This is a genomic window from Streptomyces sp. R33, from assembly GCF_041200175.1.
Lineage (GTDB): Bacteria > Actinomycetota > Actinomycetes > Streptomycetales > Streptomycetaceae > Streptomyces > Streptomyces katrae_B.
The window spans coordinates 5,846,429-5,860,834 of the sequence record NZ_CP165727.1 but is presented as its reverse complement, the minus strand read 5'-3'; the positions used below and the strand labels follow the sequence as shown (position 1 = coordinate 5,860,834).

Genomic DNA, 14,406 nt, shown 5'->3' with positions numbered 1-14,406 from the left:
TTGGGCCATGCCTCGTTACGAATTCCGCTGCCGGACCTGCGACGACACCTTTGAGGTCAGCCGCCCCATGGCCGAGTCGTCCGCTCCCGCCGACTGCCCGGCCGGGCACGCCGACACCGTCAAGCTGCTGTCCGCCGTCGCCGTGGGCGGGACCAGCAGCGCCCCCGCACCCGTCGGCGGCGGGGGCTGCTGCGGTGGCGGGGGCTGCTGCTGACCCGGCCGTTCCCCGCCGGCGTCAGCGTCAGCGTTCAGCGCTTGCGCGACAGGGTGATGCCGTCCGAGATCGCCAGCAGCACCGACTCCATGCGGGAGTCGGCCGCGACGTGGTCGTTGTAGGCGCGCACCCCGGCAGCCGAGCCCGTGGCGGACTCGTCCAGGACCGTGCCGTGGAACAGCGTGTTGTCCGTGACGATCAGCCCGCCCGGGCGCAGCCGCGGGACGAGCTCCTCCCAGTACGCGATCTGGCTCTCCTTGTCCGCGTCCACGTAGGCCATGTCGATGTGCGGCTCCTGCGGCATGGCGCGCAGGGTGTCCAGCGCCGGGGCGATCCGCAGGTCGATCCGGTCGGCGACGCCCGCCGCCTTCCAGGCCTCGCGGCCGTAGGCGGTCCACTCCTCCGAGACGTCGCAGGCGACGAGCGTGCCGTCCACAGGCAGGGCCTGCGCCATCGACAAGGTGGAGAAACCGGTGAAGGTGCCGATCTCGACGATGTGGCGGGCGCCCGTCAGCCGGACCAGGAAGGCCAGCAGCGGGCCCTGCTCCTCGGCCGACTGCATCCCGGCCACGTCCGGGAACTTCTCGTACGTCGTCGCCACCAGCCCCCGCTGGATCTCGTCCAGCGGGGGGTTGTGGTCGAGCATGTAGCGGTACAGCTCGTCAGTGATCTTGGTGCTGTTGCCCTTGGTCATGCGCCCAGTGTGCCGACTGCACCGCCCGGCCGGACACCCTCTACGGCGACCGCGCGGGCGAAAGCGCGCACGATTTCCTCGCCGGCCAGGACACCGGCCGCGGCCAGGGGCGTGACCGTCGGCGCGCTCCAGCCCGCGTCGGCCAGCTCGCCGTGGCCCGGGCGCCAGGCCGCGTCCGCCGCCAGCAGCAGGTCCGCGTCCAGCAGGGAGTCGCCGGCGGCGAGCGTCGTGGTCGCGCCGGTACGGCGGGCCACCTCGTGCATGGCCGCGCTCTTCGTCAGCGGGCGCGGCACGGCGTAGATCTTGCGGCCCTGGAGGGAGACCGTCCAGCCACGGCCGTCGGCCCATTCCGTGAGCGCCTTGACCCACTCGTCCGGGACCAGGGCGCGTTCGACGACCAGGTATGCGAACAGGTCCTCCGCGACCCGCGCCTTGCGCAGCCACGCCGGGTCCGCCGTGGCCAGCAGGTGCCCGTGGACCTCCTCCAGCGGCGCGCACTCCTCGGCCAGCCGTGCCGCCACCCGGCGCCGCCAGTCCCGGTCCGGGACGCCGTCGACGAGCAGCTGCCCGCCGTTGGCGCAGATCGCGTACGGCGCCGGGCGCCCGGGGAAGCGGATGCGCTGGTACTGCTTGCGCGTACGGGTCGTGGTCGGGACGAAGACGACCGCGGGATCGGCGCTCAGCTCGGCCAGTAGCGCCGCGGCCGTCTCCGTCATGAACGACAGGGGCTTGCTCTCGTGCACCTCGACGCACAGCAGCCGCGGGGCCGCCGGGTCGGGCATGGTCAGGCCGAGGGCGGCCGCCGAGTAGATGAGCGTGCGGTCGAGATCACTGGCTACCAGGACAGTCACTTGGAGGTCACGGCCTTTCCGTCGGCGCCCGTGGCGCCGCGCGTGAAGCGGGGGTGGATGAGTCCTACGCACGTGTAGGGGAGCCCGTCGACCTCTTCCACCGGCACGCCCCGCTGCTCGGCGAGCAGCCGTACGTGGTCCAGGTCGGCCCCGGCGCCGCGCTGCGCCAGGATCTTCCACGGCACGCGCCGCAGCAGCACCCGCGTCGTCTCGCCGACGCCGGGCTTGACCAGGTTCACGTCGTGGATGCCGTACTCCTCGCTGATCCGCTCGACCGCCGCCCAGCCCTCCCAGGTGGGTGTGCGGTCGGTGGCGAGGAGCTCCTTGACCTCGGCGTCGACGGCCTCGGCCACCTCGTCGAAGCGGGCGGCGACGGTGTCGATGAAGCCGGTGGAGACATCGGCTCCGGCGAGCTCGCGGTAGAACTTCGCGCCGTGGAAGTCGGCGGGCCCGACCAGGTCGGACCTGAGCACCGTACGCGAGATCAGTCCGGAGACGGTGGAATTGAGGCAGGCGGAGGGGATCAGGAAGTCTTCGCGGGTGCCGTACGTGCGCACGCAGGAGCCGGGGTCGGCGAGGACCACGATCTCCGGATCGAAGCCCGGGCCCCCCGCCTCCTGACTGGCCCGAAGGGCCGCGGCCAGCTCGCGGGTGATGGCGCCCTTGCCCGTCCAGCCGTCCACGAAGACCACGTCGGCGGGGTCGTGGTGGGTGGCCAGCCAGCGCAGCGCGTTGGGGTCGATGCCGCGGCCGCGCACGATGGAGACGGCGTAGTGCGGCAGGTCCAGGCCGTGCCGGGCCTGGGCCCAGCGGCGCATGAGGACGCCGACGGGGGTGCCGGCGCGGGCGAGCGAGACGAGGACCGGGGAGGGGGACCGCTCGGCGAGGACCGTCTCGGTGACCGTGCCGACGGCCCGGGCTATGCGCGCGGCGGACGCGGCCAGCGCGCTGCGGTACAGCTCCTGGTACTGGGGGGACGGCTGGTACTCGACGGGCAGCGACTCGGCGTAGTGCGCGCCGCCCGCCTGGATGGCCTCCTCGCGCTCCTCGGTGGGGGCCTCGAGCGCCACGTCGGAGAGGTCCTGGAGCAGCCAGCCGCAGTCCTGCGGGGCGTACGAGGAGAAGGCGGGGCCGCGCAGGGGCTCGGGCAGGACCGGCTCGGGCATGATCGGCTCCCGCCGCTCGGAGGAAACGCCGGAGGAGACGTCGGAGAAGACGTCGGAGGAGACGCCGGAGAAGACGTCGGGGGAAACGGAGGGGACGTACGAGGGGACCACCGCGAGCAGGACCCGCCCGGCGTGCGGGGCCAGGCAGGCGAGGAGCCCGTCGGGAGCGTCCAGCGCACCGGTGTCCCCGTGGCTGTCGACAACGGCAACGACGGTGTCGAACCCGGCGCCGGCGACGTTGTAGGCGTACCGGTCGCCGGGCCCGTCGGCCGGAGTGTCGTGCGCGGGGAAGACGAGCCGGGTGCGGATGGCGTAGCCGGGGTCGTCGACGGCGAGCACGGGCGAGCGGGTGGTGGTCGAGAACCGGACCTCGGCCGCGGCGCCCGACTCCTCCAGGGCCCGCGCGAGGCGCAGCGGCGCGTACATCAGCTCCTCGTTGCCGAGTACGAGGACCCTTCCGGGCTCGGCTCCGAGCGCATCGGCGAGCTGCCGGGCCAGCGCGGGCAGGGCCGCCTCGAGCCGGGTGCGGTGCTCGGGGGTGAACCCGTGCCGGCCGCCGTCGGGGACCCCGGCGGGCCACTCCAGCACGAGCCGCCCGGCGGGGGCCCCGGAAGCCGGAGCCGGGGCCGGAGCCGGGGCCACCGCCCCCGCGCCCTGCCGCTCGTACTCCTCGACCAGCGCCTGTCCCTTGGCCAGGACCCCCTCGGGCAGGTGCACCGTGCCGGAGGCCAGGGCGATCAGGTCCACCCGCGCGCCGAGCTCGGCGGCGAAGGCGGTGAGCCGGTCGCGGTCGGCCGGGGAGCGCATGTCGACGAGGGCGACGACCACGTAGTGCGCCCGGGGGTGGCGGGCGTGCAGGTCGCGGATGGTGTTCAGGACCGTGTTGCCGGTGGAGAACTCGTCGTCGACGAGGACCAGCGGCCCGGTGCCGGCCAGCAGCTTCGGGTCCTCCGGCAGCAGCAGGTGCGAGGTGGCGTGCGAGTGGGCCTCCTCGAACCCGCCGGCGGGCTCCACGCCCGGCACGGGGCGGCGGGTGGAGTGCAGGTAGGGGGCGCCGCCGAGGCCGTCGGCCACGCAGTGGCCCAGCCCGGTCGCGGTCTCGGCGTACCCGAGGACCACCGCGGAGGCGGCCTCGTCGCCCAGCAGGGCGCGGACCCGCTCGCCGAGCCCGTGTCCGGCGGCGTAGACGGCCTCCGGGGACTGCGGGACGTGCTTGCCCAGCAACTGCGAGACCAGCAGGTGGGCGCGCTTCGGGTTGCGCCGCAGCGCCAGTCCGAGCAGCTCGTCCAGCCGTGGCGATCCCGGCGCGCCGGCCTCCTCCAGGCGTACGCCCAGCCGGTCCGCGACCCAGGTTCCCGACCACACCGCGTCGATCGTCTTGCCTCTCTCCGTGTCCGAGGGGTTCAAGGGCGGGCTCACACCTGGAGCCCGGCCGTGAGCAGGTCGACGAAGCCGACCTCCTCCTTCGCCACACCGAAGACCTCGGCGCGCAGCATGGTGCGCTCGGCCCAGGCCCGGTGGGGCTTCACTTCGTTCATCTTGTTCGTGTAGGCGGAGCGCATGACTCCGCCGCCGCCGCGCTCGGGGCGCAGGATGTCCTGGGCGTCGCTGAACTCCTCGTGGGAGACCACCGACAGTGCGTGGACGGGCGTGACGTGGGCGGGGTGGATGCAGGTCTTGCCGAGGAGTCCGTTGGCCCGGTCGAGCTCGATCTCGCGCAGCAGCCCGTCGAGGTCGTGCTCGATGAGGGTGGTGCGCAGTTCCTCGGCGCCTTCCTGGAGGAAGGGGCTGCGGCGCAGCTGGGGCTTGAAGAGGCGCTGCTGGCTGCGGAAGTACTCCCAGACGGGTCCGGTCACGGTGAAACCGGTGCCGTCGGCGCGGCTGAGCACGTTCACCACGTCGGCGATCACTCCGGCGACGATCTGGACGTCGTAGGCGGTCATGTCCGGGGTGCGGCGCAGTCCGTAGACCGAGCAGAAGTCGGTGACGCCGAGGCGCAGGGCCAGGACGCGGTCGCGGTACCGGTTGACGGTGCGGGAGATGCCCGCGAGTGCTTCGACGCGGGTTTCGAGGTGGAGGAGGTCGGGGGTCTCCAGGACGGGCATCGCGTACAGCGGGTGCTGTCCGCTGTCGGCCTCGGCCTGGGCCACGGCGTCGAGGAAGGCGGTTCCGCGGTTCTCGGTGAACTTGGGGAGTACGAATCCGGCCAGTCTTCGTGCGGAGCCGCCGAGGCGGCGCACGAGGTCGGGTATCTGCTCGGGGGTGCGGACCCGGATGAAGAGGAGGGGGAGCTCCCCGCCCTCGGCGTCGAGGGCGGCGAACTGCCGGACGAGGTTGTCCTCGGCGCCCGCGACCTCGGCGTCGCTGATGGAATCCTCCAGGCAGAGGACCATGGAGACGACTCCGCGGCCGGCCTGCTTGTGGACGTCCCCGGCGAGGTGGGGGCGGGTGGCGGGGCTGTAGAGGGTGGCTCCGAGGGCGGCGGCGAGGATGCGGGCGGGCGAGGCGGCGGTGAACTCGGCCGGCTCTTGGTGGAAGAGGTCCTTACGGACGGTGGGCGATACGTGCCCAAAGTGACGCATGTGCTTCCCCCGTACTGCCTCGGCGGCCCAACTGGCATGGCCGGTAATAGTACGTACGAATATGAGTCAAGAGTTCCTCAAGCACATGAAGTTCAGGTAACCCTCTTGCACCATGCCCAGGACTTTCGTCCGGGACAAGGCCCTGCGGGGGGCCGCGTTGTTCCGCGCCGCCCCGGGAGGGCAGGATGACGGGCATGACGCACGCGATGCAGAAGGGCTCGAACATCCCGGTGACCGCCGTGGCGGTCCGGGCGGTGCTGCGCTGGACCGGCGGCCCGGAGGTGCCGGACGTCGATGCCTCGGCGCTGCTCGTGGGCCCGGACGGGCGGGTGCGCTCGGACGAGGACTTCGTGTTCTACAACCAGCCCCGGCACCCCTCGGGGTCCGTCTGGCGGCTCGGCAAGAAGCAGCTCGGCGACGGGATCACCGATGCCGTGCAGGCGGACCTGCGCGCGGTGCCGCCGGTCGTGGACCGGGTCCTGGTGGTGGCCTCGGCCGAGGACGTGCCGTTCGAGCGGGTCCGGGACCTGCGGATCCTGCTGTACGACGCCACGGCGACCGGTGGCTCCGAGCCGCTGGCCTACTTCGACGTACGGCCCGAGACCGGCGCCGAGACGGCTCTGATCTGCGGGGAGCTGTACCGACGGGGCGACGGGTGGAAGTTCCGCGCGCTGGGCGAGGGCTACTCGAACGGGCTCGTCGGGCTGGCGACCGACCACGGGATCTCCGTGGACGAGAACGCCGCCGAGGGCTCGTCCGGGTCCGCGCCCGCCGCCGGGCCGACCGCCGAGCAGACGGCCGCGATGCGCCCGCCGACCCCGCCGGCGCCACTGACGCAGGCCCCGCCGGCCGCGCAGCCGGCGTACGGGTACCCGCAGCCGGTGTCCCCGGCCCCGGTACCGGTGCCGGGCGGCGACCCGACCTTCCGGCTGCCGGTGCAGGGCCCGCAGTTCATCCGCCGCTGACGCCCGCCTGAGGGGCCCGCGCCGGGGGCCCCGGTCGGGGCCCCCGGTGGGGTCCCGTGGGGGTCCCGGGTCCAGGCCCGGGCCCCGGTCACGCCCCGCTCATGCCCCCGCTCAGGCCTTGGTGCTCTTGTAGCCCCGCCCCCACTGCAGGCCCCACCCGTACAGCCGGTCCAGCTCGGCCTGGAACCCGTACACGAACTTCACCTCGCGCCGCACGATCAGCTCGCCCTTGACGTGCTCCAGGGTGAGCACCGCGCAGGAGCGGGCCTGCGGTTGCCGCTCCTCCAGCGGGATCTCGATCCGCGGCCCGGTGATCGGGTACAGGGTGACCATGGCGTGCGTCCGGTCGAAGGCCGGGGTCTGGTCGTAGATGTAGACGAACACCAGCAGCCGCTTGATCTCGTCGGCGTGGTCGAGGTTGACGAAGACCGTCTCCCCGGAGGGCGCCCCGAACCGGTCGTCGCCGCTGAGCTTCACGTACGGCGGGCTGTTGATGTCGCCGTGGAGGTTGCCCAGGGGCTGTACGACGCCCCGGGTGCCGTCGGCCAGCTCGTAGAGGCAGCCGAGGTCCAGGTCGACGTTGACCATGCCCTGGGTGTGCGCCTGCACCATGTCGGGCTTGAACAGCTTGAACGGGTGGCGCAGGAGCCGGCCGCCCTCGCCTCCGCCGCGGCCGCCGATGTCCGAGCTGCGCATGCGCCAGGACAGGTTGACCCGGAGGTTGCCGTGGACCGCCCCCTGTTTGGTGAGCGACACCGTCGGATGCCGCTTCGTCAGCTCGATCGCCGCCGAGGCGCCGCCCGAGTCGAACTGCAGGGCCCGGCTGCCCCTGATCCCGTCGAAGAATCCCATTCCCCTACCCCCCTCTTGCTGTGCGGACAGCGCTTTGCGGACAGCGCGGCCTGTACGCGGAAGGGGCGGCCGGGAAGGTCCGCAGACCAGCCCGGCCGCCCCGCAGATGGAGCGTTCCGCATTACCGCCGTGATCATGCCTCGGCGGCGGAACCCTCCAGTTCCAACCGCTTGTTGCGGCGCACCGAGGACCAGAAGGACCAGGCGATGAGCAGCACGCCGACGAGTCCGGTGATGACCTCGTGGATCTCGTACTGGATGGTGACGAGCAGGATCACGGCGAGCGCGCCGATGGCGTAGTGCGCGCCGTGCTCCAGGTAGACGTAGTCGTCGAGGGTGCCCTGGCGGACCAGGTAGACCGTGAGCGACCGGACGTACATGGCACCGATGCCGAGGCCGAGGGCCATCAGCACGATGTCGTTGGTGATGGCGAAGGCGCCGATGACCCCGTCGAAGGAGAAGGAGGCGTCGAGGACTTCGAGGTAGAGGAACATGAAGAAGGCGGCCTTGCCGGCCATGGCGACGGCCGAGACGGGCTTGCCGCTCTTCTTGGCCGCCTCCTCCGCTTCGTGCTCGGCCTCTTCCTCTTCCTCGAGGCGGTTCTCGAAGTAGCCCGAGAGCCCGCCGACGATCATGTAGGTGATCAGACCGGCGATGCCGGAGACCAGGACGGTCTGCGCCTTGTCCACGTGGGCCCCGCCGTGCTGGTGGGCGTGGGCGGCAAAGGTCATGGACGTGATCAGCAGGGCGATCAGAGCGATGCACGCCGACAGCATGTCGATCTTGCCGAGCTTGGCGAGCGGGCGTTCGAGCCACGCGAGCCACTTGATGTCCCGGTCCTCGAAGATGAAGTCAAGGAAGATCATCAGCAGGAACATGCCGCCGAAGGCCGCGATCGCCGGGTGGGCGTCCGTGACCAGCTGCTGGTACATGTCCTTGTCGTTCAGCGCCAGGTCGACGGCCTCGATGGGGCCGATGCCTGCGGTGATCGCGACGATCACGACGGGGAAGACCAGGCGCATGCCGAACACGGCGATGAGCACGCCGACCGTGAGGAAGATCTTCTGCCAGAAGGCATTCATCTTCTTCAGGATTCCGGCGTTGACCACCGCATTGTCGAAGGACAGCGAGATCTCAAGGATGGACAGGATCGCGACGATCCCGAATCCGGTCCACCCCCCGTAGAACACCGCTGCGACCAGACCGAGCGCAGTGACTGCGAACGACCAGCCGAAGGTTTTGAGAACCACTGGCACCCCATCGTCTTGTACGGCTTTACGAAACGTTGACCCCGAAGTCTAGAGCGATGCCCCGGAGCCCCGACGCGTACCCCTGCCCCACTGCGCGGAACTTCCATTCGCCGCCGTACCGGTAGACCTCGCCGAAGATCATTGCGGTCTCGCTCGAGGCGTCCTCGGTGAGGTCGTAGCGGGCCAGTTCCTGGCCGTCCGATTCGTTCACCACGCGAATGAAGGCATTGCTGACCTGGCCGAAGCTCTGGCGGCGGGCCTCCGCCTCGTGGATCGAGACCGGAAAGACGATCTTGTCGACCTCGACCGGCACCTTCGTCAGGTCGATGATGATCGACTCGTCGTCGCCCTCACCCTCGCCGGTGAGGTTGTCCCCCGTGTGTTCGACGGAGCCCTCGGGGCTCTTCAGGTTGTTGTAGAAGACGAAGTACGCGTCCCCCAGGACCCGGCCGTCGCGGCACAGCAGCGCGCTGGCGTCGAGGTCGAAATCGGCCCCCGTGGTCGAGCGCGCGTCCCAACCGAGACCGACCAGGACCCGGGTGAGGTTCGGTGCGGCCTTGGAGAGGGAGACGTTGCCCCCCTTGGCGAGTGTGACGCCCATGTTGTGGTCCTCCCCGGACGACGTGGTGATCGCGGCGCGCCCGCATGGCGGGCCGGCGGTGAATCCCGGCCCGTGAGCCCGGCCGGTGGATCGTTGCAAAGCACGTCCGGCGCCGTACACACAGTGCACGGCGCCGGACGGGTGACTGCTGGCAGGCTCAGACGTTGACGCCGAAGTCCTGGGCGATGCCGCGCAGGCCGGAGGCGTAGCCCTGGCCGATGGCGCGGAACTTCCACTCCGCACCGTTGCGGTACAGCTCGCCGAAGACCATGGCGGTCTCGGTCGAGGCGTCCTCGGAGAGGTCGTAACGGGCGAGCTCCGAGTTGTCGGCCTGGTTCACCACGCGGATGTACGCGTTGCGGACCTGGCCGAAGCTCTGCTGGCGGCTCTCGGCCTCGTAGATCGAGACCGGGAAGACGATCTTGGCGACATCGGCCGGGACGCCGGCCAGGTTCACCTTGATGGCCTCGTCGTCGCCCTCGCCCTCACCGGTGGTGTTGTCACCGGTGTGCTCGACCGAGCCGTCCGGGCTCTTCAGGTTGTTGAAGAACACGAAGTTCGAGTCGTTGGCGACCTTGCCCTGGTCGTTGGTCAGGATCGCGCTGGCGTCGAGGTCGAAGTCGACGCCGGTGGTGGTGCGAGCGTCCCAGCCCAGACCGACGATGACCGCCGTCAGATTCGGCGCGGCCTTGGTCAGCGAGACGTTTCCGCCCTTGCTGAGGCTGACTCCCACGGGTCCTCCATTGGGTTCATGTGTGGGGCGGTGCCCCGTCGTGCGGTTTCTACCGGGATCAACGTTTCGATCCTAGTGACGGGTTCCCGCCTGCCGGCGTCTTTCCCGGTGAACAGTTCCCGGAACCCGCTGGAAGTGCACCAAGTGCCCGGGGGCCCCGTCGGGGCCCCGACGGGGCCCCGAGCCCGGCCCGAGGCCGGCTCAGAGGCTGTCGAGGGCCTTGATGTACTCGTTCAGGTCACGCGCGTCGGGCAGGCCGTTGACGACGGTCCAGCGCACGATGCCGTCCTTGTCGATGATGAAGGTGCCGCGGACCGCGCAGCCCTTCTCCTCGTCGAAGACGCCGTACGCGCGGGAGGTCTCGCCGTGCGGCCAGAAGTCCGACAGCAGCGGGTAGTCCAGGTTCTCCTGCTCGCCGAAGACCCGCAGGGTCGGCACGGAGTCGTTGGAGACCGCGAGGAGCTGGACGTCGTCGTTCTGGAACCGCGGCAGCTGGTCGCGCAGCTCGCACAGCTCGCCGGTGCAGACCCCCGTGAAGGCGAACGGGTAGAAGAGCAGCACCACGGCCTTCTCCCCCCGGAAGTCGGAGAGCCGCACGGTCGCGCCGTGGTTGTCCTTGAGCTCGAAGTCCGGGGCCTTGCTGCCGACCTCGATCGCCATCTCTCGCATCCCTTCGTTCCTGCATCCCTGCATTGGGCTGTTCGGGTGGGTCCAGCCTATGGGGATCAGGGGCCCGGAACGCACGCACCCCGCCGACCGGATGGGAATCCGGCCGACGGGGTGCGTGTCCGCTTGGCTGCGGGGCGCGGCTCAGCGCTTGGACTTGGCGGCCTTCGGCGTCACCAGCTTGGTGGAGGTCCACTCCTTGCCGACGGGCAGGCCCTTGGCAAGCGAGAGGCCGGCGGTCGTGGCGGCCTCGCTGATGTCGCTGGCCTCGACGAAGCCGTCACGGCCCGTCTTGGGGGTCAGCAGCAGGATCAGTGCGCCTTCCTCGACCAGCTCGGTCGCGTCGACCAGGGTGTCCGTCAGATCGCCGTCCTCGTCGCGGAACCACAGCAACACCGCGTCGGCGACGTCGTCGTAGTCCTCGTCGGCGAGCTCGCTGACGAGCTTCTCGACGGTGTCACGGAAATCCTGATCGACGTCCTCGTCGTAGCCGATCTCCTGGACCACCTGTTCGGACTGGAAACCCAGCCGGGCGGCCAGGCTCTCCGCGTGGTCCGCGGTCGCGCTCACGGGGTGCCTCCTGCTCATGTTCGGTGAATGTCTTCGGCGGCGCGCGTACGCGCAGCATTGGGCGTAGTCCACACGGGCGCGGCGGATCGCGCAAGTACCCGGCCGCCGAGACCGTCGAAACGGTGACGATTACGGCCGTCTCGCCGCAACTTTCAGCCTTCCCGCGCGCACGTCTGGTGATTCATCCCACACCATTCCAGGTCATTCGGCATCATCGGCGACTCCGGACGGCTTTCCTACCTGTTTGAGGGACGAACGGGCTTCCGAACCAGCTGATCATCTTGAGCGTAAGGTTGCGATTTGGCCGGACCGGCCGCCGACGGCGCCCCGAATCGCCGCGACTCCGGTGATTACCCAGCGGTACAGGTGACGATTCCGACCGAGAGTAAGACGATGGGAGGCGGCGAAACCCCATGGCACGACTCCCCTGACAGCGAAGGAACAGCGTGGCTTCCGCATCCGATCGCAATCCGATCATCATTGGCGGCCTGCCGAGCCAGGTCCCGGACTTCGATCCGGAGGAGACGCAGGAGTGGCTCGACTCCCTGGACGCCGCCGTCGACGAGCGGGGCCGTGAGCGCGCCCGCTACCTGATGCTGCGGCTGATCGAGCGGGCCCGCGAGAAGCGCGTGGCCGTACCCGAGATGCGCAGCTCGGACTACGTCAACACGATCGCCACCAAGGACGAGCCCTTCTTCCCCGGCAACGAGGAGATCGAGCGCAAGGTCCTGAACGCCACCCGGTGGAACGCGGCCGTCATGGTCTCGCGCGCCCAGCGTCCCGGGATCGGCGTCGGCGGCCACATCGCCACGTTCGCCTCCTCCGCCTCCCTCTACGACGTGGGCTTCAACCACTTCTTCCGGGGCAAGGACGAGGGCGACGGCGGCGACCAGATCTTCTTCCAGGGCCACGCCTCGCCCGGCATCTACGCGCGCGCCTACCTCCTGGACCGGCTCTCCGAGCAGCAGCTCGACGCGTTCCGGCAGGAGAAGTCGAAGGCCCCGTACGGCCTGTCCAGCTACCCGCACCCGCGGCTGATGCCGGACTTCTGGGAGTTCCCGACCGTCTCGATGGGCCTCGGCCCGCTCGGCGCGATCTACCAGGCCCGGATGAACCGGTACATGGAGGCGCGCGGGATCGCCGACACCTCGAAGTCACACGTTTGGGCGTACCTCGGCGACGGCGAGATGGACGAGCCGGAGTCGCTCGGCCAGCTGTCGATCGCTGCGCGCGAGGGCCTGGACAACCTGACCTTCGTCGTGAACTGCAACCTGCAGCGGCTCGACGGCCCGGTCCGCGGCAACGGCAAGATCATCCAGGAGCTGGAGTCGCAGTTCCGCGGTGCCGGCTGGAACGTCATCAAGCTGATCTGGGACCGCTCCTGGGACCCGCTGCTCGCGCAGGACCGCGACGGCATCCTCGTCAACAAGATGAACTCGACGCCGGACGGGCAGTTCCAGACGTACGCGACCGAGACCGGCGCGTACATCCGCGACCACTTCTTCGGCGACGACCAGCGGCTGCGGGCGATGGTCGAGAACATGAGCGACCAGCAGCTGCTGCACCTGGGCCGCGGCGGCCACGACCACAAGAAGATCTACGCGGCGTACGCGGCGGCCAAGGCCCACAAGGGCCAGCCGACGGTGATCCTGGCGCAGACGGTCAAGGGCTGGACGCTCGGCCCGAACTTCGAGGGCCGCAACGCGACGCACCAGATGAAGAAGCTGACGGTCGACGACCTCAAGCGCTTCCGCGACCGCCTGCACATCCCGATCACGGACGCACAGCTGGAGGACGGCGCGCCGCCGTACTACCACCCGGGACGCAATTCGCCGGAGATCCAGTACATGCACGACCGCCGCAGCTCGCTGGGCGGCTACGTGCCGACCCGTGTGGTGCGCGCGAAGCCGCTGCAGCTGCCGGACGACAAGGCGTACGCGGCGGCCAAGAAGGGCTCGGGCCAGCAGTCGATCGCCACGACCATGGCGTTCGTGCGCATCCTGAAGGACCTGATGCGGGACAAGGAGATCGGCAGGCGCTTCGTGCTGATCGCCCCGGACGAGTACCGCACGTTCGGCATGGACGCGTTCTTCCCGAGCGCCAAGATCTACAACCCGCTGGGCCAGCAGTACGAGGCGGTCGACCGCGACCTCCTGCTCGCGTACAAGGAGTCGCCGACCGGCCAGATGCTGCACGACGGCATCTCGGAGGCGGGCTGCACGGCCTCGCTGATCGCCGCGGGTTCGGCCTACGCGACGCACGGCGAGCCGCTGATCCCGGTCTACGTCTTCTACTCGATGTTCGGTTTCCAGCGCACGGGTGACCAGTTCTGGCAGATGGCCGATCAGCTGGCGCGCGGTTTCGTCCTGGGTGCGACCGCCGGCCGGACCACCCTGACGGGTGAGGGCCTGCAGCACGCCGACGGTCACTCCCAGCTGCTGGCGTCGACGAACCCGGGCTGTGTGGCGTACGACCCGGCGTACGGGTACGAGATCGCGCACATCGTCCAGGACGGCCTGCGCCGCATGTACGGGCCCGAGGCCGAGGACGTCTTCTACTACCTGACCGTCTACAACGAGCCGATCCAGCACCCGGCCGAGCCGGCCGGTGTCGACGTGGAGGGGATCCTCAAGGGCATCCACCGGGTGTCCACGGGCTCGGCGGGCTCCATCGGGGCGCAGATCATGGCCTCGGGCGTGGCGGTGCCGTGGGCGCTGGAGGCCCAGCGGATCCTGGCGGAGGAGTGGAACGTCCGGGCGGACGTCTGGTCGGCGACCTCCTGGAACGAGCTACGCCGCGACGCCGTGGAGGTGGAGGAGCACAACCTGCTCCACCCGGAGGAGGAGCAGCGCGTCCCGTACGTGACGCGGAAGCTGTCGGGTGCGGAGGGGCCGTTCGTGGCGGTCTCGGACTGGATGCGGTCCGTCCCGGACCAGATCTCGCGGTGGGTGCCCGGCGCGTACACCTCGCTGGGTGCGGACGGCTTCGGCTTCGCGGACACGCGGGGCGCGGCCCGGCGCTTCTTCCACATCGACGCGCAGTCGGTGGTGCTGGCGGTGCTGACCGAGCTGGCCAAGGAGGGCAAGATCGACCGTTCCGCGCTGAAGCAGGCCGTGGACCGGTACCGGCTGCTGGACGTCTCGGCGGCCGACCCGGGTGCGGCGGGCGGCGACGCGTAGCGCTGCGCGGATCGAACAGGTGACAGCGGCGGCGGGCCGGGGCGCGGGAGTGCGCCCCGGCCCGCCGCCGTTGCCCCGGTCACT

Annotated in this window: 13 protein-coding genes; 3 read left to right on the top strand and 10 right to left on the bottom strand. The window is 70.5% G+C overall.

What is annotated here, in order from left to right:
* The first annotated feature begins 7 nt into the window (after positions 1 to 7).
* Positions 8 to 214: a zinc ribbon domain-containing protein gene (locus AB5J51_RS26860; protein ID WP_369778818.1), complete on the top strand. Its 207-nt coding sequence runs from the start codon at positions 8 to 10 to the stop codon at positions 212 to 214.
* Positions 215 to 248: 34 nt separating this feature from the next.
* On the opposite strand, the gene AB5J51_RS26855 is transcribed toward AB5J51_RS26860, so the two are convergent.
* Genes AB5J51_RS26855 through AB5J51_RS26840 form a run of 4 tightly spaced genes read right to left on the bottom strand, consistent with a single transcriptional unit; the run spans position 249 to position 5,507 of the window.
* Positions 249 to 908, bottom strand: coding sequence for an O-methyltransferase (locus AB5J51_RS26855; protein ID WP_369778817.1), 660 nt, complete (start codon positions 906 to 908; stop codon positions 249 to 251).
* Complete coding sequence (locus tag AB5J51_RS26850; protein ID WP_136226960.1) at positions 905 to 1,759, bottom strand: HAD family hydrolase; 855 nt, start codon at positions 1,757 to 1,759, stop codon at positions 905 to 907. The genes AB5J51_RS26855 and AB5J51_RS26850 overlap by 4 nt, the downstream gene beginning before the upstream one ends.
* On the bottom strand, positions 1,756 to 4,332 hold the full coding sequence (locus AB5J51_RS26845; RefSeq protein ID WP_369778816.1) for a phosphoribosyltransferase: 2,577 nt from the start codon (positions 4,330 to 4,332) through the stop codon (positions 1,756 to 1,758). Before AB5J51_RS26845 ends, AB5J51_RS26850 begins: the two co-directional genes overlap by 4 nt.
* 8 nt (positions 4,333 to 4,340) lie before the next feature.
* Positions 4,341 to 5,507 (bottom strand): HpcH/HpaI aldolase/citrate lyase family protein, encoded by a 1,167-nt coding sequence (locus AB5J51_RS26840; RefSeq protein WP_053785281.1) that lies wholly within the window; start codon positions 5,505 to 5,507, stop codon positions 4,341 to 4,343.
* 194 nt (positions 5,508 to 5,701) lie between these two features.
* Here AB5J51_RS26840 and AB5J51_RS26835 point away from each other — a divergent pair, with 194 nt between their 5' ends.
* A complete protein-coding gene (locus tag AB5J51_RS26835; RefSeq protein ID WP_053785282.1) occupies positions 5,702 to 6,472 on the top strand; it encodes a TerD family protein in 771 nt (256 codons plus the stop codon).
* Between the two features lie 111 nt (positions 6,473 to 6,583).
* Here AB5J51_RS26835 and AB5J51_RS26830 read toward each other — a convergent pair whose 3' ends face one another.
* From AB5J51_RS26830 to AB5J51_RS26805, 6 genes are all read right to left on the bottom strand, one after another.
* The gene (locus AB5J51_RS26830) at positions 6,584 to 7,324 is read right to left on the bottom strand and encodes a Tellurium resistance (RefSeq protein ID WP_030291436.1); all 741 of its coding nucleotides are present in this window, start codon (positions 7,322 to 7,324) and stop codon (positions 6,584 to 6,586) included.
* A gap of 133 nt (positions 7,325 to 7,457) precedes the next feature.
* Positions 7,458 to 8,573, bottom strand: a complete 1,116-nt coding sequence (locus AB5J51_RS26825) for a DUF475 domain-containing protein (RefSeq protein ID WP_136226961.1) — start codon at positions 8,571 to 8,573, stop codon at positions 7,458 to 7,460.
* Between the two features lie 25 nt (positions 8,574 to 8,598).
* Entirely contained in the window at positions 8,599 to 9,174 is a 576-nt protein-coding gene (locus AB5J51_RS26820; RefSeq protein WP_053688414.1) for a TerD family protein, read from the bottom strand.
* Positions 9,175 to 9,331: 157 nt separating this feature from the next.
* Entirely contained in the window at positions 9,332 to 9,907 is a 576-nt protein-coding gene (locus AB5J51_RS26815; protein ID WP_030160471.1) for a TerD family protein, read from the bottom strand.
* A gap of 201 nt (positions 9,908 to 10,108) precedes the next feature.
* Positions 10,109 to 10,567: a peroxiredoxin gene (locus AB5J51_RS26810; RefSeq protein ID WP_030291433.1), complete on the bottom strand. Its 459-nt coding sequence runs from the start codon at positions 10,565 to 10,567 to the stop codon at positions 10,109 to 10,111.
* A 150-nt stretch (positions 10,568 to 10,717) separates the two neighbouring features.
* Positions 10,718 to 11,143, bottom strand: coding sequence for a DUF3052 domain-containing protein (locus AB5J51_RS26805; RefSeq protein WP_030291432.1), 426 nt, complete (start codon positions 11,141 to 11,143; stop codon positions 10,718 to 10,720).
* A gap of 446 nt (positions 11,144 to 11,589) precedes the next feature.
* Here AB5J51_RS26805 and aceE point away from each other — a divergent pair, with 446 nt between their 5' ends.
* Positions 11,590 to 14,322, top strand: coding sequence for a pyruvate dehydrogenase (acetyl-transferring), homodimeric type (gene aceE / locus AB5J51_RS26800; RefSeq protein WP_053785284.1), 2,733 nt, complete (start codon positions 11,590 to 11,592; stop codon positions 14,320 to 14,322).
* The last annotated feature ends 84 nt before the right edge of the window (positions 14,323 to 14,406 follow it).